Below are 18,035 nucleotides of genomic sequence, written 5' to 3' on the forward strand. Positions count from 1 at the left end.
GGCGGGTTTTTTGTACAGCTGACGCTGATTAGATTGCAGTAACGTTTACTGCAGATGGGCCTTTCTGGCCATCTTGGATTTCGAACTCAACGTTCTGGCCTTCAGCCAGGGTTTTGAAGCCGTTACCCTGGATTGCAGAGAAGTGTACGAACACGTCTTTGCTGCCATCAGCTGGAGTGATGAAACCGAAACCTTTAGATTCGTTGAACCACTTAACTTGACCTTTAATCTTTGCCATCTTGAGTATTTCCTTTGGATTGTTTAAACCGCCCGGAGGCGTTACATAGACAAACTAGAGTCGTTACTGCTTGAGGCACTAAGATAAGGATCGGCAGAGAAGCGGTATTCAACGCTAACGTTTTTACTCAGAACTTCTTTACTGAAAATGCCACACATATACAGAACTGTACCTCGTTTTACCCAGATGCGTTATCACATACTCTGTATTCGATGGCAAGCCATTTTTAATCACTGGTGGAGCTGTCGCACATATTTGAAACGGTCGAGAGCAACATAAGCTTAAATAGACTAAAAGATGTTGAAGCCTTAGCTATTTTCTGCTTAACAGTGATACCTCGCTACACTCCGCACCCTGACTGAATTTTAACAATTCTTTCATCCGATTGACCAATGTATGTTGCAACATATAACCCCAGGCAGACGCTTAGAACGTTAAAAAATTTGAATCTTTATGGAATTTCTTATACAACTTTTGAATATCGATGAACGGGCACATTTGATATCGGATGATCCGACCATCGGGTTGCCATCTGGATGGCCCGACGCTGGCACCGCCTTCCGTCCGCGACTTCCCTGCCCCCGGCAACGAAATAATACCCAGGCTCATTATTGCTCTCAATCAGGGTGGCCACAATTTGTGCAACCGGGATCTCATAACAAAAATCAAATAGCGTGCCACTTTAGGGTGCATAAGCATGCAAAATCAGAATTTACGCACTCTTGTCGTGCAGCAGCAGTGAAATACATTACTTATTACGGGGGTTAAATAACGGCAATAACCTTGAAGAGTGTGGGAATCTATAGCTAAATTAAATCTTAAAAAACGCGCAGGTATTTACTCGGTCAATAAGAATGTCTACCGGGCGTATTTATTTTCTCTTTTTCTCCACGTGGTATCCATTCAGGCCAACGCGTAACCTCAGGCATGGGATAACCGGGCCCCGCACTACGGAATGGCCACAGCCCGCATCGGCGCTGGCCTGCAGGCGGTGGCAACCTTCGCGACCGTCCTGCAGGCCCTGGATTAACGCTTAAGAGTTAGCCTCAAGCGCGATGCGCTCACCAATTTTGATTGGCCGAAACCGGTGCTGCTCTATTCCCGCAGCACTCAGAGCAAGATTTAATTGCTGCGGCGGTTCATCCAACGACTCGTCGGCCAACTCAAAAACCCCCCAATGGATCGGAATCACCCGCGGCGCATTTAATTGTTGATACAGCGTCACCGACTGCTGCGGATCCATATGCTGTTCCTGCATGAACCAGCGTGGTGCATAAGCGCCAATCGGCAACGCCGCCACGTCAAACGGCCCTAAACGGGTGCCAATGTCTGCCAGACTATCCGAATAGCCGCTGTCTCCGGAAAAATAGAAGCGTAGCGCCGGATGATGGATCACCCAACCGCACCAGAGAGAGCGATTGCGGTCCCACAGGGTGCGCATGCTCCAGTGACGCGCCGGCGTGCAATGGAATGTCAAATCGCCCACCTGCAGGCTATCCCACCAGTCCAGCTCTTCTACCCGCTGCAGGCGGTAACGTCGGAACCAATTCTTCAGCCCCAGCGGCACAATAAAGGTCGCCTGCGGGAATCGCCGCGCCAGTTGCCGAACGGTGCGTCGATCGAGATGGTCATAATGATTGTGTGAAATTAATACTATGTCCACCGTCGGCAACTGTTGAACCGTCAACGGCGGCGGTGTCTTGCGCTTCGGGCCATAAAAACTGAACGGCGATGCGCGTTCCGACAGTACCGGGTCAATCAGGACATAACGGCCATCGAGACGCAGCAGCATCGAGGCATGCCCCAGCCACCAGATACTGTTATCGCTGCCGCTGAGGTCGGCACGTTGCCACCAGCGCTGGGTAAACTGTGGATAGCCCATCTGCGGCGGTTTGGGCAACCCCAGCTGTTTGCGCTCATCCTGCCAGCGTTTTAAATCCCCCGCCTGACGTTGCGAAGGCTCCGGATTGCGAAACCCCTGCGGGGTATGGTGCGCTTTGCCGGCATCATAGTAACGATTGGTTATCTTCAAGTTGCTCTCCCGACCATTGCGGACATCCTGCACGGGCAGGTTCGACAGCATAACAAGATACGCGATCCGCACGCTTTGTGAACCGTGCTCACCTCAGGGGGACCTTTTCGGGTATTGTGTTGTCACAGTTCCTGTAAGAATGCCAGGGCCGACTAGAGCCTGTTAAGCATCTCTTAAGATCCTTGTGATTTACTTATTAGGACATTCAGAAAAGGAGAAGTTATGAGCCGTTCTACATCACGCAAATCACGTGTTCGACTGGGCCGTATCCGTAGCGCGATGCTGGCACAGATGCAGTATTGGAAAATGTATGCCGCGATGAAACTGCGTCGGGTGCGCGTACCGGCACCGCTGGTGCTGTTGGTTGGCGCGCTGGTGAGTTTCTTCATGCTGGGCATGCTGATGCTGAGCGTGGTCGCTATCGATGTCATCACCACCCTGTTCCTGCTGTGCAGGAAGCTGTTGGGATTAGGCCGCGCCGCCCCAGGCAATGCCTTTATGCCTCGCAGCTAAAGGATGAACCGGAGGCGCAGACAGCGCCTCCGTTATAGATTACCGCCGAACTTTAGCGCCTTTGCGGCGCGTCAGCATAAAGCCTGTCCACAACAGCAAGATCCACACCGGCATCAGCAATACCGAGATACGGATCCCCTCGCTGAAATACATGATCACCAGAATCAGGCTGAGGAACACCAGGCACAGGTAGTTGCCAAACGGGTACCACAACGCCTTGAAGATTGGGATCACACCCTGACGGTTTTTCGCCGCGCGGAACCGCAGATGCGCCAGACAAATCATCACCCAGTTAATCACCAGGGTAGAGACCACCAACGCCATCAGCAACTCAAAGGCCTTCCCCGGCATCACATAGTTGATCAGCACGCCGACCGAGGTCACCAGCGCCGACAGCGCGATCGACAATACCGGGACACCGCGCTTGTTCACCCGGGTCAACGCCTTGGGCGCATTCCCCTGCGTCGCCAGCCCGAACAGCATACGGCTGTTGGCATAGACCCCACTGTTGTAGACCGACAGCGCCGCAGTGAGCACCACCACATTGAGCAGGGTTGCCACCAGATTGCTGTTCAGCGCATGGAAAATCATCACGAACGGGCTGCCGCCTTCGACCACTTTGTCCCACGGATAGAGCGAAAGCAGTACCGTCAGCGAGCCGATGTAAAAAATCAGAATGCGGTACACCACCTGGTTGGTGGCCTTGGGGATACTACGGCGCGGATCGGCCGCTTCAGCGGCCGTAATGCCCACCATCTCCAGCCCACCGAATGAGAACATGATCACCGCCATCGCCATCACCAGCCCTTCAATGCCGTGTGGCATAAAGCCGCCCTGCTCCCACAGGTTGCCGATACTGGCTTGCGGACCGCCGTTGCCGCTGGCTAACAGCCAGGCACCGAAAACGATCATGCCGACAATCGCTACCACCTTGATGATGGCAAACCAGAACTCGGTTTCGCCGTACAGCCGCACGTTAACCAGGTTGATCAGATTGATCAGGACAAAGAATACTGCGGCGGAAACCCAGGTCGGGATGTCCGGCCACCAATACTGAATATAAATACCGACCGCAGTCAATTCGGCCATGCCGACCAAAATGAACATCGCCCAGTAGTTCCAGCCGGAAAGAAAACCGGCGAAATCACCCCAGTATTTATAGGCGAAGTGGCTGAACGACCCGGCGACCGGTTCTTCAACTACCATCTCCCCCAACTGACGCATGATCAGAAAAGCGATAAAACCGCCAATGGCATAACCCAGCAGCACCGAGGGGCCGGCCATTTTAATGGTCTGCGCAATGCCGAGAAACAGGCCGGTACCGATGGCGCCGCCCAGGGCGATGAGTTGTATGTGTCTGTTTTTTAAACCGCGTTTTAGCGGGGTATCCTGCTGCTGACCGCCCATCTTATCCTCATATGGCGTGGGATCCTGCCGCTTTTGCGCAAGATTTCGCCAATCAATAAATGTATCTGCGGGCGGCTTTTTAACACTTAACCCCGTGAGCATCAAGGAGTAGCGCCCCGGCAACGATGGCCAGGGCGCTATTTTATACTGGGAATAACCGTAGAAGGGGTGAGTTTTTAACCGGACAGGCCGCACAACTTGGTCAGATTGCGCGCGCCAATCATCAGCGTTGCGACGTAGGACTGGCGACGTGTTACCACCTCTACCGCCACGCGATCGTTTTGATATTTTATCAGATAGGTTGACGGCCAGCCCTGTCGGCGCTGACCAAAGCTTTCGGCGTGACGATCGATTGCCGCATGGGCAACCACCAGATGAGACAAGTTTTTATCACCTTTAATAATGCGCTTCATAAACAGGCTCCGCCAGAGACAAGTTCTGTTGTCATAAAAAGGGAAAGTCATCAGTAATTCTGGTGTTTCAACGGACCATTTCGTTAGTTTGCTGGCTCAGCAGGAAACAGATCATCGCGGCGCGCAGCGGGCTGCTGCAGTCCGCCTGCCACTCGCCAAGCTGAGTGCTCATGCGCGCTTGCCACTGCGTACTGTCGCTTTGAGCATCGGCATTCAGACTGATTTTATTGGCGCAGATAATCGGCCAGGCATCGGAGGGATTCTTGCAATAATCTTTACCTTTCACGCCGCCGTAAGGATACCATTTATCCGGGTTTTCTCCGGTGATCAACGCAATGCTGCGGTTCACCTCGGCGTCGCTTTCTTCATACCATTTAATCATCGGCTTTATCCATCTTTCGTAGAGTTGGCGCTACATTACGATGCTAATACGACAGATTTATGACAATGGGATGGGTTTTTATATTATCTACACTAATGTTTTTCGGCGCGATGCGGGTGGCAACGCCACCCGACAGGCATCTTGATTAACGCTCGGGGATAAAACCTTTGAAATCCAGCGTCGGGCTGAGATCGTCATCGTCCGTCACGCTATCGCCGCGCGCGCTATGCGCCAGGCTTTTCAATAATGCAGTTTGCTGACGCTGCTGCTCGGCAATTTCCTGCAGCAGGCGGATCTGCTCATTGGCACGCACACTGGCGCGATTCACCAGGAACCAGATCCACAATCCCACCAGCAGTGCCAGCACGGCGACAACCAGCGACACCAGGCTATTCGGACCAAAACCTAAATCGTACATGGACAACCCTATCTACTGCTAAAAACAGGCGGACATCTTAGCACTCCAGGCCCCGGCACGAACATCTTGATAGAAAATTGTTACGCACTGCCTCGCATCTCACCAGGGAATCAAGCGGGTAACGGAACAAACTCCCAACGCGAATGTGCCCCCCTCATCGCAATAGCTATCCAGCGCCAGCAGATAAAAGAACAGGCAGGCAGCGAGGAACGCCATTATCACGAGGATTTTTTTCCGTAACAAATTTAGCAGCCTCATTGTTATCTTGATAATTTGTTGGGCATGCTATCACAGCCAACTTAAACGAAGTTTAACCTGTCGTTTAGAAACCGGCTTGAGGGCTACTTTTCAGATTGTTACCATTGCCCCCTTCTCCGGAGCGTGGCTATATCGCAACGACGATAAATAACAAGGAGTCACAATGGGTAAGTTGGTGAAATGGGCAGTGCTGCTGGCAGTAGTGTATGGGGTGTTTTTGTTCTCGGGCTATGGCGTGTTGGTCGGCAGCAATAAAAACGTCGGTGGGCTGGGATTGCAGTGTAAGTACATGACGGCACGCAACCTGGTGATCGCCCAGTATCTGCATGGTGATAACGGCGTGATTGGCGTGGCCGATTGCCCGTTGTTCAAGAAAGTCGAAACGGTGGTGGATTAATCACCACCGCTCAGAACCGTCGCTCAGCGGCGGTTTCCCCATTAGCTGCGGGTAAACTTCATCTCAATCAATGCAATCGCTTTTTCAATCGCCCGCCGGGTCACGGGATCGGCACCGGCTGGGTGAGTGGTAAAATCGATGCTCTTCAACTGGCTTGCCATCTTGTCCCGCACCTCGGTGGGGGCGATAACGTCGATAACGTCCAGGATTTGTTTGATCACCAATTGGCAGGCCACCAGGTCGGAAGCCAATTCCTGATCGTTGCTCAGCATGTCGGACATAATTCCTTTCCTTCTTAATTCAGACGCCGCACAGAATAGCATGCCGCCTGAGGCTTTACCGCCTCCTGGTCGTTTGCCGCTGAATTTTCAACGATGTTGCGCATTGGCTGCCAAAACGCCCGGTTGAATTGACCTATACTTGAGCCTTGAGCGGCACGCTTTTCGGCGCAACCCTCAGCCACAACCCAACAGGAGAAAGTTATGGCAAACCACAATGTGAAATCCTGGGCTACCGTGCGTGAAACTTCGGTGGAGATCGCCGAGGCTATTTTTGAACTGGCAAAAAACGATGAGGTTCTGGCACAAAAAATCTGGGAAGAAGGCAGTGACGAAGCGTTGCAAATGGCCTTTGCCAAAACCAGCGCCGACCAACTGTACTGGGGTGAAGAAACCGTGGAACGGAAAAACGTTTAATCGGCTAATGCTCAGCAATAAAAAGCCCGGGTCACTCTGTGCCCAGGCTTTTTCGGTAGTCTGTCAAACCCCATTGGGGGTCATATTCTGCCCTGATATCACGGCTCTTCACCTCCCACACCTTCCGCATTATTCATTCTCATCACCGGTGTCACCATAAAAGCGGCTACACCTACAATTACAACCAGAGTAATAATCACTGTCATTAACATGCGATCACCCCATCAACGCTGAATTGTCACGGCTGGATCTGCTTGGGTTGTTATGTGTTGCGATCTGACCCACTTTACTATCGGCAGTAGCGGCCAATCTCAGATTAGCCGTTTTCCCTTCCGGCTGACAAGCCACCTGACGATGGTTTTTCCGAATAATTTCGCCTCGGTGTCGGTGGCTTTTTTGTCCGTGGCGGCAAGTTGTGTATACTTCAGCGCTATGTAGATCTCACACAGACGCACTGATGATACAAGAACATCACCTCTCATTAGTCTGCGCCCTCAGTAAATGGGTCGAAACTCACCTTGGAAGAGTGATCCATCTCGAAGAGCTGGCCGAATACTCCGGCTACTCTCTGTGGCACATGCAGAAGCTGTTCAAAGAAGCGACCGGGATTTCGCTGGGCAAATACATCCGTGAGCGCAGACTGGCCGGCGCGGTTTACCAGTTGCGTAGCAGTGACGCTTCTATTTTCGACATCGCCCTCGATTTTGGTTTTGGCTCACAGTCACATTTCACTTATATGTTCAGAAAGCGGTTCGATATCACGCCTTATGATTTTCGCCAGGATTTAAGCGTGGATTTGCACATCGCCCCGCCGCTGCACGTCATTCATCAGAAGACCGCCTGACCGCTTTCCCGCCGCCGTCATCGGCGGGCTAATGCGCCCAAAGGACCACCACCAGCCCCACTAACGCGGGCAGCGCCTGCACCCTGAGGATTTTACGGCTGGCCGTCAGCCCGCCAAACACGCCCGCCACCAGCACACAGCCGAGGAAGAACAGCTGCACCGTCGGATCGTTGCGCCAGACACCCCAGGCCAGTCCTGCCGCCAGAAAGCCGTTATACAGTCCCTGATTGGCTGCCAGCACCCGGGTTGCCGCAGCAAATTCTGCGGTGGTAGCAAACACTCGCCTGCCAGTAGGTTTCTGCCAAAGGAACATTTCCAGGATCAGGATATACAAATGGATCGCGGCAATTAACAACACGATTATATTAGAAAGAATTATCATTTTATTTTACGGGGTTAATCTGGGATTAGGTTTAACCAGTATAACCGCACTCAGAATATTGCGAATAATCCGGCATAAAAAAACCCGCCGTAGCGGGTTTATTGCATAATCATTCAGAGTTAGTTTAGTGCGACAACCAACATGGCTGCGATGGTGATCCAAAACGCCGCCGTTGCAATAACAACATGGGATAATCTTGCACGATAGAGTACTTGGCTCATAATGACCTCACAGGCTTCTGACTAGCGGTGGACAACATCACTTCTTGAGATTTATCTTAATCCACTGCTCCGACCTTTTATTTGCGCCAGATCACTATTTACCAGATAAACTATATTTACGCCCAAACATGGAATTTCGATCACATTAATTTAACGTTAATAGAGCGAAATGAATAAAACCATTAGTTTGTTATAGCCTGATGATATCAAACATCGCTCCAGGGCAGGCGTGGCGCGGTCATACGTTGACCATAATAGCCGCTAACTTCGGGAAAACGTGTATTCCCCTGTTCCCAGTCACGTTGCGCCTGAGTAATCTCCTGCTTGTTGTGACCGACAAAGTTCCACCAAATGAGAATCTCTTCGTTTAAAGGGAGTCCGCCGATTAATAATGCACGGCTGCCCTTCCTGGCATGTAACTCGATACGGTTAAGATTTTTACCTAAATAGGCAAACTCATCAGGTGAAAAATTTTCATCATTAACCTCAAATGCACCAATAAGGGGCAAGAAGCCTATTTCAAAGTCCTCTCGCAGAGGTAATTGCAAATAGCCATCGGCCTGCCATTCCAAATCAATGGCGATTAAAGGCGAAAGAGTGAACACCGGGGAACGATATTGTTCAAACTCGCCCACCAACAAAGTGTGCCTGACCCCGTCGCGTTGCCAGCACGGCAAATCAGGATAATGATCGAAGCGTGGTGCCATATTGGCATGTTCGGCAGGTAACGCGATCCACAATTGCGCGGCGTGTAAACGCCGCTGTTCGCCCGTTGACTGCTCGGTATGCGCGATACCCTGCCCTGCAGTCATCAGATTGACCTGCCCGGGACGAATCACCTGTTCACTGCCCAGGCTGTCACGGTGTAGCACTTCACCTTCAATCATCCAGGTAAAGGTTTGCAGGCCAATATGCGGATGCGGCCCGACGTCCATCCCCTGCGAGGAGCCACTGAATACCGACGGACCGGCATGGTCGAGAAAGCACCAGGCCCCCACGGTACGGCGTTCGCGGGTAGGCAAGGCACGATTGATCTCAATGCCGCCGACTTCGGCGTTGCGTACGGCAATGCGTTGGATCTGACGGATGCCGTCAACCACAGGACAATCACGGGAAGATGAAGAATGAGTTGGGCGGGAATTGCTCATGATAAAACGCCTCCAGAACGTCACACAGGTAAGTGAGTAACCGGACGCCAGCTTACCATGAGCCGGCGGCCAGAACGTAACCTGGGTGGTCTGAGCGCTAAGATGCCTTGATATAGCAGCCTTTGATATCGACTTCATCGCGAGCATGCTTCAGATCGGAGAAGTAAGTCACACCAAAGAGTATTGATACCACTAACAACACGGAAACCAGTAAGCCGATAACAGCCAGCAGCTTGGTTTCATCGTGGAGATTGTGCTCCATTTTATCCCCTGCATTGAAAGACGTCATGTCAGCCACAGCGTGACTGACAGCGTAAAGATGATCAGGGAGCAGGACGCTATCGCCAGCACAATGACAGCAAATTGCGCGTCTCCCAAAGTTTCACGGTAGTTTTTATCTTGTGAGGTATTACGTTGTTGTTTCACAGAATCTATCTTAACTCATCACGCGTTAACGTTTTTGTGAGGGGTGATTGATAAAAAGCCCGCCATTGCAGGTTTGTCAGATTCCGCGCCCAATGCCGCTCAGACCTCAAGAGTGGCAAGACGCTATCAACTTTCCTCGCCAGGGTCAATATTCTCCCCTGACTGATGCGGCGAAGAACAGGAAGCATTCTCAACTCTTATTAAAACGATAAAATAATTAGACCAACTTATAGCAAATGGCATAAAAAAGCCCGACCAGAGATCCGGCCAGGCAGAATGTGTCGCGGTTACTGTGGAATACGCAGTACCTGCCCCGGGTAGATTTTGTCCGGGCTGGACAACATTGGCTTGTTCGCTTCGAAAATCTTGTTGTACAGATTGGCATTACCATACACTTCTTTCGAAACGGCGCTCAGGGTATCGCCCTTCTTCACGGTATAGAAACGACTTTCTGCGGCGGCTTGTTCAACCGTCACCTTGTCTTCCACACCGCTGATGCCGGCGACGTTCCCTACGGCCACCAGGATCTTCTCTTTCAGTTCCTGGCTGACTGCGTCACCGGTCACCACGGCTTTACCGTCAACCACCTGCACATCAACCTTATCAATACCCGGCAGACCGGTCTTATTGAGGTGGTCCTTCAGTTTGGCGCTTTGATCTTCGGCAGTCGCATTGCCGGTCACTGTGTCCCACAGCTTTTCGCCCGCTTCTTTGACGAAGTTAAACAAACCCATATTCACTCCTTTCGATGGTTACAATGTTGCGTTGACTTAAGGCTTGTTAAGCTTAGCACTGCAAGAGGGATATTCAATTGGCCCTGCGGTTTTAAGCGGTTAGAGTAATCCGAAAGTGCCACATTTAGTTGCCAAACTGTCCAGTTGCACCTGCCCGGCATGAAACAATCGCCGACTTTACCTACAATAGGGGTATGGAAGGATTGGGTGAAGGACATGAGACGCAATGTACGCCTTGGTGATGTTTGTCTGTTATCTGGATGGCGGCTGTGCCGATATCGTGGTTGACGTACTGCGCGATGAACGCCAGTGTCTGATCAGCATGAAGGAACAGAACCTGCGCCATGCCGGTTGTTTTCCGTTTGAGGATTTTATCGACGGCTTCTGGTTGCCAGCCAACGAATATGCGCCGATGTAAACTATCGAACAAGTTTTCCGCTACTTTCCTCTGAGGAATTTCTGAATTCACCGGAAAACAGGTCTGCCTACAATGCTTTATGCCGCCAGTTTGCTAAATTGCTTCACCCGAACGATATGGAGACGGCGTGATGCCCGTATCTACCCTCTCAAACGAACATTATGAAACCCTGTTACGCGACGTCAGCCTGGTGGTCGGCGGCGCAGTGATCCAACTGATCAATCTCAATAAAAAAATTTCTGGCAATAATATTTTGGCCCATTTGGTTAACGAGATTGAGCATGAGACCAATCAGCAGCGCTTTGCCACCTTGCGCTCGGCGATTGAGGTGATGGGGCAAGCCCCGAAAGGATAGCGGCCCCAATAATAGAAAAGGCAGAGCTCGCGCTCTGCCTGATTACCTTTTGGTTCCCGACACAGGAAGAAGGTAATAGCGTTGAAACTTAGAAACGGTAGGTCAAGTTCACTGCCACGATATCGTCGGTGCTCAGTTTCAACTTGTTATCGTCGTTCAACTGGTTGATTTTGTAGTCAACATAGGTGTACATGTTTTTGTTGAAGTAGTAAGTCGCACCCACTTCCACGTATTTCACCAGATCGACATCACCAATCCCTTCGATATCCTTGCCTTTGGACTGCACGTAGGCCAGAGAAGGACGCAGACCGTTCTCAAACTGGTACTGAGCCACCATTTCGAAGTTCTGCGTTTTGTTGGCGAAGCCAGACACGCCATTGCCGCTGATTGGCGTCATGTTACGTGTATCGGCATACATGGCTGCCAGGTAAACCTGGTTGGCGTCATACTTGATTGCCGTGGTCCAGGCTGTTGCGCTGTCGCCTTTGCCGTAAGCCAATTCTTTTTGTGCACTGGTGCGGTTGGAGTCAGAGAACGCCGCCGCTACACCAATACCAGAACCACCGATGTCCTGATAATCCAGGGACATACCGTAACCGTCACCGTTTTGTTTGGTCACGCCACGGCCATCACCGTCGTTTTTACCCTGGTACTGCAACGCAACACTCAGACCTTCAACCAGGCCAAAGAAATCACGGTTACGGTAAGTTGCCAGGCCGTTGGAACGTGCGGTCATGTAGTTGTCGGTGTAGCTATAGGAGTCACCGCCGAATTCCGGCAGCATGTCGGTATAGGATTCCGGGTCGTACACAACGCCGTAGTTACGGCCGTAATCGAATGAACCGTAGTCAGCGAATTTCAGGCCGGCAAAGCCCAGACGGGTTTTAGTGCCCGCGGTACCCTGCGCTTCGTCGTGGTTGGCCTGAACGTTGTATTCCCACTGGCCATAACCGGTCAGTTGGTCATTGATTTGCGTTTCGCCTTTAAAACCGAAACGGACATAAGTCTTGTCGCCGTCTTCGGATTTATCATCGCTGAAAACATGTTTGGCCGCTACACGACCATACAGGTCGAGTTTATTGCCATCTTTATTATAAATTTCAGCCGCGTTGGCAAAGGAGGTCATTGCCCCGAGGGCAATAGCTAAGGCTAATACACTGCGTTTCATCATTTATTTTCCTAGATATTATAATTTTTAATTCCTGCCCATCACGCCCAATTTATGGTTTGGGCTGTGATCTTTATCATTTAGCGTTTTATGAGCGCCCCTAATAAAGGAGCCATGTGACATTAGCATCATGAATCGTAACTTCAAATAAAAAAGTTCATAAAACACCGTGGATAAAGCATGTTTATTTGTAACCAAATATTACAGAACCACAACCAATCAAACCATTGATTTTAATTATATTTTGGCACATAAGTTATAACCATATTGGTGCAATGCACTAACTTGGTGCAATTTAGTTTCTTTTTGTATGCTTTCCATTCGTTTCATAAATATCATGAAACTTAGCATGGTTATTAATAACGTTACTTATTTCACATTTTTATCTGAGTAAAGTCGCGCTGGTCATTTAGGACATTTACCCGTGTTTTAAGCCAAGCTTTTACCGCTTCGAATAATTAATCGAAGTCAAACCATCAAAAAGAGGTGTGGCGAAGATGAAAGGTAAAAAATAAAAAACATTGAACAGCGGAATATAAAGAAGGGGAAATAAGCGGAAGGGATAGCATGATATACCGCCGTTATTTAAGGTTGCAGCCAACATCACTACAACCTCAAACACGGCAAGTATAAAAACGTATTTAGGAAGAACGGTTCAATACAGCGTGCTGCGTGGCGCTTCGATCAGTACCATACCGGCACGCAACCCAAGTGCAACGCCAGGGTTAGGGAACAATATCCACTCACTGGCATGCTGTACCCGGTACTCTTCTCCCGGTTGCTCACACAACAGCGTGCCCTGCTTCAGCTCGGTAAAGTTGGCAGTATCATCACTGAGATGCAGCCTGAAGTCTTCACTACGCTTGATCAGCGAGCGCTCAACGCGGAATAGCCGCAAGGTATCCGCCGCTCGTTGCGGTAAAGGCTCATCACTCACCGCCGTCTGTAACGCACGGTTAATGGCGGCAAACTGCTGCAGATCGTTGCTGCCAAACGGCCTCGCCTTGCCCAGTTCCAGCGTGCAGCTGGCAGCGCCGGCATGCTCACTGGAGAAATGGCTGAAAGTGCCACCCGGCGCGCTGTGGATCACCAGGGCATCCAGATCGGCGGCATCCAGCAAGGCCAGCATCTCGGCACTGTAAGGCCGCGTCTGGAAAGGCAAAATACCAAAGCGCGGCAGGCGTGAATCACGGATCGCCGTATGCAGATCATAATGGAAACGGGCAGCGTCCTCATCGGCGAAAAACTCCGCGATCGCCTGCTCCAGTTGCTGTGCCCGCGCGGTTTCACCACTGTGGTCAAAATCACGATAACGGCCGCCAAACATCCGGTTCATATCACTGTGCAAATAACGCTTACCGGCACGCATCGCCGCCGGGTTGCCCAGCACCACCAGCAGCCTAACCGCTAAGGTTCGGCTACCGCTGAGCAGATCATTGACCAACTGATTCAGCAGCTCAATGGGGGCAGTTTCATTACCGTGGATACCCGCTGACAGCACTACCGCCTGGCGGTAATCCTGCCGTGGGGTGATCTCCAGCAGGCCTTCCCCCAGCCAGTGCCAGTGCAAATTCGCGTTCTCGCCCTGTTGCTCAACCGGGACCTGTCCCGCCAGCGTCAGGGCCAACAAATCAAACATGGTGGCTCCGCCTATTGTTGGAAAGGATAAACCGAGCCCAGCCCGAGGATGGTCGTCAGGGCATCCAGCGCATCACGCCCTTCGCGCAGCAGTTGTGGATCCGCCAAATCATTTTGCGTCAGACGATCGCGGTAATAGCGATCGACCCATTCATTCAGCGTGACGAACAGGCTATCGTTCATCATCACGCGCGGATTAACCGCCCGCAGCTCTTGCTCATTCAACGCCACACGCAGCCGCAAACAGGCCGGCCCGCCGCCATTACGCATGCTTTCACGCAGGTCAAATACTTTGATTTCATCGATTGGCCCGCCACCGGACACCATCTCACTCAGATAGCTCCAGACGCCGCTGTGTTGACGCGACTCTTCCGGCACCACGATCATCATCTTGCCATTAGGCTTGGTCAGGATCTGGCTGTTGAACAGATAGGTTGCCACCGCATCCGCTACGGACACCCGCGTCGTCGGCACTTCAATCGCCACCAGTTCGGTGTCCAGCGTCGCCATCTTGCGGCGCACTTCATCCAACGCCTGCTGCTGGCGATAAAAAGCCTGCTGATGATGGAACAGCACGTTCTGGTTGCTGACGGCAATCACGTCGTTATGGAACACGCCCTGATCGATCACCTCCGGGTTCTGCTGCACAAACACCGTATGCTGCTCGTCCAACTGATGCAGACGGGCAATCGCCTCCCCGGCCTCACGCGTCTGACGGGCCGGATAACGCGTTGGGGCAATTTCACCCCCAAACTCCTGACGGCCGTAGACAAACATCTGCACGCTGCGTTTACCGTAATCGCCGCCCAGTCGGTTGTGATTAGCCGCACCTTCGTCACCGAACAGCGCCACCTGCGGCAAGGCCTCATGATGGGCGAAATGGCGGGGATCGTTAAACATCGCTCGCAGTACGCCGGAAGTCGTCTCGGCCTCAATCGCGCGATGGAATTTATTGTTCAGATTGGCGGCGGTGAAATGCACCTTGCCATCAGCGCTGTCCGCCGAAGGTGACACCGTGGCCGCATTGGCGGTCCACATGCAAGAGGCCGAGCTGAGCGCAGACAGCAGACGTGGCGACTGCTGCATCGCCTGTGCCAAAACACTTTCATCGCTGCCGCTGAAACCCAATTTGCGCAGCATCGGCACGTGCGGGCGTTCTTGCGGCGGCAATACTCCCTGCTGGAAGCCGAGGTCAGCCAGCGCCTTCATCTTCAGCAGCCCCTGCTTGGCCGCCAGTTTCGGGTTCGATACGCTATTCTGGTGCTGGGTCGAGGCCTCATTCCCAAATGACAATCCGGCATAGTGATGCGTCAGGCCCACCAGACCATCGAAATTGACTTCATATCCTGACATGCTGTTCTCCTGATATTGTAGGGGCGCTGCATGCTGCGCCCCTACAGTAATAACGCTGCGGCTTGAAAGGCGACGGGTAAAACTTAATTAAATGACAGTCCCGGCGACAGACTGGCCGGCAGCGTCAGGCTTTCGCTCTCCAACGATGCCATTGGCCAGGCGCAGTAATCCGCTGCGTAGTAGGCACTTGGGCGATGGTTGCCAGAGGCCCCCACACCGCCGAACGGTGCCGCACTGGAAGCCCCGGTCAAAGGTTTGTTCCAGTTGACGATACCGGCACGCGCCTCCAACAGCAGGTGATCAAAACGCTCACGCTGCGGCGAAACCAGCCCGACCGACAGGCCATAGCGCGTCTGGTTGGCGATACGCACCGCTTCATCAAAATCGTTATAGCGAATGATGGTGGTCAGCGGGCCAAAGTATTCCTCGTCCGGCACATTCTGCACGCCGGTCACGTCAATAATGCCCGGGCTCAGCAACGCGCTGCCGCTCTCCAGACGTTGCATGGTCAGCAAGGCTTTGCCGCCCAGAGACAGCAGGTGATGTTGCGCCGCCAGCATTTTTTCTGCCGCCGCCGAAGAGATCACCCCGCCCATAAATGGCTGAGGTTCGGCGTCCCAGCGGCCAATGCGCAAGGCGCTCGCCACCTGCACCAAACGCTCAATAAAGGCATCGCCCTCGCTGCCGCGTTTCACCAGAATACGGCGCGAACAGGTACAGCGCTGACCGGCGGAAATAAAGGCCGACTGGATCGCCAGGTTGACCACCGCATCGCAGTCTTCAATCTGATCGACAATCAGCGCGTTATTGCCACCCATTTCCAGCGCCAGGATCTTCTCAGGCTGCCCCGCCAACTGACGATGCAGGTGATAACCGGTGCCGGCACTGCCGGTAAACAGCAGGCCGTCGATATCGGTACTGGCGGCCAGCGCCTCGCCGGTTTCACGTCCGCCCTGCACCATATTGATCACCCCGGCAGGCAAACCGGCCTGCTGCCACAGCTTCAGGGTTTCCTCGGCGGTTTGCGGCGTCAGCTCACTCGGCTTAAACACCACCGTGTTACCCGCCAACAGCGCCGGTACGATGTGCCCATTAGGCAAATGACCGGGGAAGTTATAAGGCCCAAACACCGCCAGTACGCCGTGCGGCCGGTGACGCAGCACCGAAGCGCCATCCGCCATCGCGGTCTGGCTTACGCCGGTACGCGCCTGATAAGCCTGCAGGGAAATCGCCACTTTGCCGATCATCGCCTGAACTTCGGTCAGCGTCTCCCAACGGGGTTTGCTGGTTTCACGGCTGATGGTCGCCGCCAAATGCGCCTTGTGCTCTTCCAACAGCGCGGCAAAACGCTTCACCAGTTGCTCACGTTGTTCAAACGGCGTGCGCGCCCAGGCCGGAAAAGCAGCACGAGCCGCTTCACAGGCGGCGGCGACATCACTGCCGTCGGCGGCGTTAGCCTGCCACAGCGGCTGATTGTCGACCGGATCGGTTTTGCTGAATTCAGCGCCATGGCCCTGCTGCCAGGTGCCATTAATAAACAGTGCAGGATGGGACATTACGCTTTCTCCTGTGCAATAAGGGGGATAACCCGCACCGGGCTGCCTTGCTCAACGCCCAGCGCCGCAGCGGTGGCCGCATTGATATGCAGACGGTCGTCATACAGATCGGCATTGACCAGCAGTGCGCGGTAATTTTGATAATGATCGTTAGCCACCAGATGAACCGGCGCATCGGCGCGCATCGGCGTTTCATCCAGTACCACTTTCACCAGGCGGCTTTGTTTGACCGCACGGATCTGGTCGATTTCCGCTTCCAGCGTCGGGCCACCGTCGAAGATATCGACATAGCCCTGATAACGCAGACCTTCCGACTCCAGTACCCGGCGCGCCGGTACCGTCTGCGGATGCACTTCGCCAATCACTTTTTGCGCGTCTTCGGCCAGGAAATCGACATACAGCGGGTGTTTCGGCATCAGTTCAGCGATAAACGCCTTCTGGCCGGTGCCGCTCAGGTAGTCCGCCTTGGCGAACTCGATGGAGAAGAAATGGTTGCCTACGCTCTCCCAGAACGGCGAACGGCCGTTCTCATCGGAGAAACCGCGCATTTCGGCAATCAGCCGGGCGGAGAAACGCTCACGGAAAGCGGCGATAAACAGGAAACGCACCTTCGACAGCAGCTTGCCGTTTTCGCCGTGGCGGTAGTCCGGATCGAGGAACAGCGTACAGAGTTCGGAATGGCCGGTGTGATCGTTGCTGAGGAACAGCGTCGGCACCGATTTATACACATTCAGCTGTTTGGACGCATGCACCTGGGTGCCAACGCGGAAGCTGTACCAGGGTTCCGTGAGCCCCACGGCCACTTCAATGGCACACACCCCGACCACCTGCTGGCGCTCGCTGTCTTCCAGAACAAACAGATAACACTGGTCACTTTGCGGAAGTTCGCCTTGCCAGGTTTTTAACGCCCGCTCAATGCGTGCCGACAAGGTATCTTCATCTTGCGGCAGGGAAGTGAGACCGATGCCGGACTTACCGGCCAGCGTCAATAAATCAGCCAAATCGCGACGCTCTATAGGGCGAATAATCATCATAATGC

25 protein-coding genes are annotated in these 18,035 nt (G+C 52.8%); 6 read left to right on the forward strand and 19 right to left on the reverse strand.

Annotation, left to right across the window (positions count from 1 at the left end):
* Nucleotides 1-28: 28 nt before the first annotated feature.
* The 3 genes from cspE to QOT07_RS14665 all read right to left on the reverse strand — a co-directional run bounded on the left by cspE (nucleotide 29) and on the right by QOT07_RS14665 (nucleotide 2,270).
* Nucleotides 29-238 carry a transcription antiterminator/RNA stability regulator CspE gene (gene cspE, locus QOT07_RS14655; RefSeq protein ID WP_002221949.1) on the reverse strand — a complete coding sequence of 70 codons (210 nt, stop codon included), beginning with the start codon at nucleotides 236-238 and terminating at the stop codon, nucleotides 29-31.
* A gap of 41 nt (nucleotides 239-279) precedes the next feature.
* Nucleotides 280-396 carry a DUF2627 domain-containing protein gene (locus tag QOT07_RS14660; protein ID WP_071593021.1) on the reverse strand — a complete coding sequence of 39 codons (117 nt, stop codon included), beginning with the start codon at nucleotides 394-396 and terminating at the stop codon, nucleotides 280-282.
* Between the two features lie 875 nt (nucleotides 397-1,271).
* Nucleotides 1,272-2,270 carry an MBL fold metallo-hydrolase gene (locus QOT07_RS14665; protein ID WP_283603410.1) on the reverse strand — a complete coding sequence of 333 codons (999 nt, stop codon included), beginning with the start codon at nucleotides 2,268-2,270 and terminating at the stop codon, nucleotides 1,272-1,274.
* Nucleotides 2,271-2,492: 222 nt separating this feature from the next.
* Here QOT07_RS14665 and QOT07_RS14670 point away from each other — a divergent pair, with 222 nt between their 5' ends.
* Nucleotides 2,493-2,783, forward strand: a complete 291-nt coding sequence (locus QOT07_RS14670; RefSeq protein WP_207979074.1) for a hypothetical protein — start codon at nucleotides 2,493-2,495, stop codon at nucleotides 2,781-2,783.
* A gap of 39 nt (nucleotides 2,784-2,822) precedes the next feature.
* Here the strand turns inward: QOT07_RS14670 and QOT07_RS14675 are convergent, their stop codons facing one another.
* The 5 genes from QOT07_RS14675 to mgrB form a co-directional block, all read right to left on the reverse strand.
* On the reverse strand, nucleotides 2,823-4,190 hold the full coding sequence (locus tag QOT07_RS14675; RefSeq protein WP_099064303.1) for an amino acid permease: 1,368 nt from the start codon (nucleotides 4,188-4,190) through the stop codon (nucleotides 2,823-2,825).
* Nucleotides 4,191-4,366: 176 nt separating this feature from the next.
* Nucleotides 4,367-4,603 (reverse strand): DUF4060 family protein, encoded by a 237-nt coding sequence (locus QOT07_RS14680; RefSeq protein WP_012145549.1) that lies wholly within the window; start codon nucleotides 4,601-4,603, stop codon nucleotides 4,367-4,369.
* A 67-nt stretch (nucleotides 4,604-4,670) separates the two neighbouring features.
* Entirely contained in the window at nucleotides 4,671-4,985 is a 315-nt protein-coding gene (locus tag QOT07_RS14685; protein WP_099064304.1) for a phage protein NinX family protein, read from the reverse strand.
* 145 nt (nucleotides 4,986-5,130) lie between these two features.
* Nucleotides 5,131-5,403, reverse strand: coding sequence for a YebO family protein (locus QOT07_RS14690; RefSeq protein ID WP_099064305.1), 273 nt, complete (start codon nucleotides 5,401-5,403; stop codon nucleotides 5,131-5,133).
* Nucleotides 5,404-5,502: 99 nt separating this feature from the next.
* Complete coding sequence (mgrB, locus tag QOT07_RS14695; protein WP_099064404.1) at nucleotides 5,503-5,646, reverse strand: PhoP/PhoQ regulatory lipoprotein MgrB; 144 nt, start codon at nucleotides 5,644-5,646, stop codon at nucleotides 5,503-5,505.
* 178 nt (nucleotides 5,647-5,824) lie between these two features.
* Between mgrB and QOT07_RS14700 the strand changes: the two genes are divergently transcribed.
* The gene (locus QOT07_RS14700; RefSeq protein ID WP_099064306.1) at nucleotides 5,825-6,058 is read left to right on the forward strand and encodes a YobH family protein; all 234 of its coding nucleotides are present in this window, start codon (nucleotides 5,825-5,827) and stop codon (nucleotides 6,056-6,058) included.
* Nucleotides 6,059-6,099: 41 nt separating this feature from the next.
* Here QOT07_RS14700 and QOT07_RS14705 read toward each other — a convergent pair whose 3' ends face one another.
* Nucleotides 6,100-6,339 (reverse strand): DUF2766 family protein, encoded by a 240-nt coding sequence (locus tag QOT07_RS14705; RefSeq protein ID WP_085117202.1) that lies wholly within the window; start codon nucleotides 6,337-6,339, stop codon nucleotides 6,100-6,102.
* 201 nt (nucleotides 6,340-6,540) lie between these two features.
* Between QOT07_RS14705 and QOT07_RS14710 the strand changes: the two genes are divergently transcribed.
* Together QOT07_RS14710 and QOT07_RS14715 are read left to right on the forward strand one after the other, a co-directional pair.
* A complete protein-coding gene (locus tag QOT07_RS14710; protein WP_012145555.1) occupies nucleotides 6,541-6,753 on the forward strand; it encodes a YccJ family protein in 213 nt (70 codons plus the stop codon).
* Nucleotides 6,754-7,210: 457 nt separating this feature from the next.
* Entirely contained in the window at nucleotides 7,211-7,597 is a 387-nt protein-coding gene (locus tag QOT07_RS14715; protein ID WP_012145556.1) for a helix-turn-helix domain-containing protein, read from the forward strand.
* A 28-nt stretch (nucleotides 7,598-7,625) separates the two neighbouring features.
* Here QOT07_RS14715 and QOT07_RS14720 read toward each other — a convergent pair whose 3' ends face one another.
* The 5 genes from QOT07_RS14720 to lysM all read right to left on the reverse strand — a co-directional run bounded on the left by QOT07_RS14720 (nucleotide 7,626) and on the right by lysM (nucleotide 10,508).
* Complete coding sequence (locus QOT07_RS14720; protein ID WP_099064307.1) at nucleotides 7,626-7,979, reverse strand: DUF1304 domain-containing protein; 354 nt, start codon at nucleotides 7,977-7,979, stop codon at nucleotides 7,626-7,628.
* A gap of 427 nt (nucleotides 7,980-8,406) precedes the next feature.
* Nucleotides 8,407-9,348, reverse strand: coding sequence for a pirin family protein (locus QOT07_RS14725; RefSeq protein WP_283603411.1), 942 nt, complete (start codon nucleotides 9,346-9,348; stop codon nucleotides 8,407-8,409).
* Between the two features lie 97 nt (nucleotides 9,349-9,445).
* The gene (locus QOT07_RS14730; RefSeq protein ID WP_020827317.1) at nucleotides 9,446-9,610 is read right to left on the reverse strand and encodes a hypothetical protein; all 165 of its coding nucleotides are present in this window, start codon (nucleotides 9,608-9,610) and stop codon (nucleotides 9,446-9,448) included.
* A 23-nt stretch (nucleotides 9,611-9,633) separates the two neighbouring features.
* A complete protein-coding gene (locus QOT07_RS14735; protein WP_165366775.1) occupies nucleotides 9,634-9,774 on the reverse strand; it encodes a hypothetical protein in 141 nt (46 codons plus the stop codon).
* Between the two features lie 287 nt (nucleotides 9,775-10,061).
* Nucleotides 10,062-10,508, reverse strand: coding sequence for a peptidoglycan-binding protein LysM (gene lysM / locus QOT07_RS14740; RefSeq protein WP_112349719.1), 447 nt, complete (start codon nucleotides 10,506-10,508; stop codon nucleotides 10,062-10,064).
* 226 nt (nucleotides 10,509-10,734) lie between these two features.
* Here lysM and QOT07_RS14745 point away from each other — a divergent pair, with 226 nt between their 5' ends.
* A complete protein-coding gene (locus tag QOT07_RS14745; protein WP_012145560.1) occupies nucleotides 10,735-10,926 on the forward strand; it encodes a YdfD/YebW family protein in 192 nt (63 codons plus the stop codon).
* A 130-nt stretch (nucleotides 10,927-11,056) separates the two neighbouring features.
* Entirely contained in the window at nucleotides 11,057-11,281 is a 225-nt protein-coding gene (locus QOT07_RS14750; protein ID WP_099064310.1) for a biofilm development regulator YmgB/AriR family protein, read from the forward strand.
* Between the two features lie 88 nt (nucleotides 11,282-11,369).
* On the opposite strand, the gene QOT07_RS14755 is transcribed toward QOT07_RS14750, so the two are convergent.
* The 5 genes from QOT07_RS14755 to astA form a co-directional block, all read right to left on the reverse strand.
* On the reverse strand, nucleotides 11,370-12,452 hold the full coding sequence (locus QOT07_RS14755; protein WP_099064311.1) for a porin: 1,083 nt from the start codon (nucleotides 12,450-12,452) through the stop codon (nucleotides 11,370-11,372).
* 652 nt (nucleotides 12,453-13,104) lie between these two features.
* Nucleotides 13,105-14,088, reverse strand: a complete 984-nt coding sequence (astE, locus tag QOT07_RS14760) for a succinylglutamate desuccinylase (protein WP_207979068.1) — start codon at nucleotides 14,086-14,088, stop codon at nucleotides 13,105-13,107.
* A gap of 11 nt (nucleotides 14,089-14,099) precedes the next feature.
* Entirely contained in the window at nucleotides 14,100-15,440 is a 1,341-nt protein-coding gene (gene astB, locus QOT07_RS14765; RefSeq protein WP_207979066.1) for an N-succinylarginine dihydrolase, read from the reverse strand.
* 83 nt (nucleotides 15,441-15,523) lie between these two features.
* Nucleotides 15,524-16,996: a succinylglutamate-semialdehyde dehydrogenase gene (astD, locus tag QOT07_RS14770; RefSeq protein WP_099064314.1), complete on the reverse strand. Its 1,473-nt coding sequence runs from the start codon at nucleotides 16,994-16,996 to the stop codon at nucleotides 15,524-15,526.
* Nucleotides 16,996-18,030, reverse strand: coding sequence for an arginine N-succinyltransferase (gene astA / locus QOT07_RS14775; protein ID WP_099064315.1), 1,035 nt, complete (start codon nucleotides 18,028-18,030; stop codon nucleotides 16,996-16,998). The genes astD and astA overlap by 1 nt, the downstream gene beginning before the upstream one ends.
* Nucleotides 18,031-18,035: the final 5 nt, after the last annotated feature.

This window comes from Serratia proteamaculans, assembly GCF_949794035.1.
Lineage (GTDB): Bacteria > Pseudomonadota > Gammaproteobacteria > Enterobacterales > Enterobacteriaceae > Serratia > Serratia proteamaculans.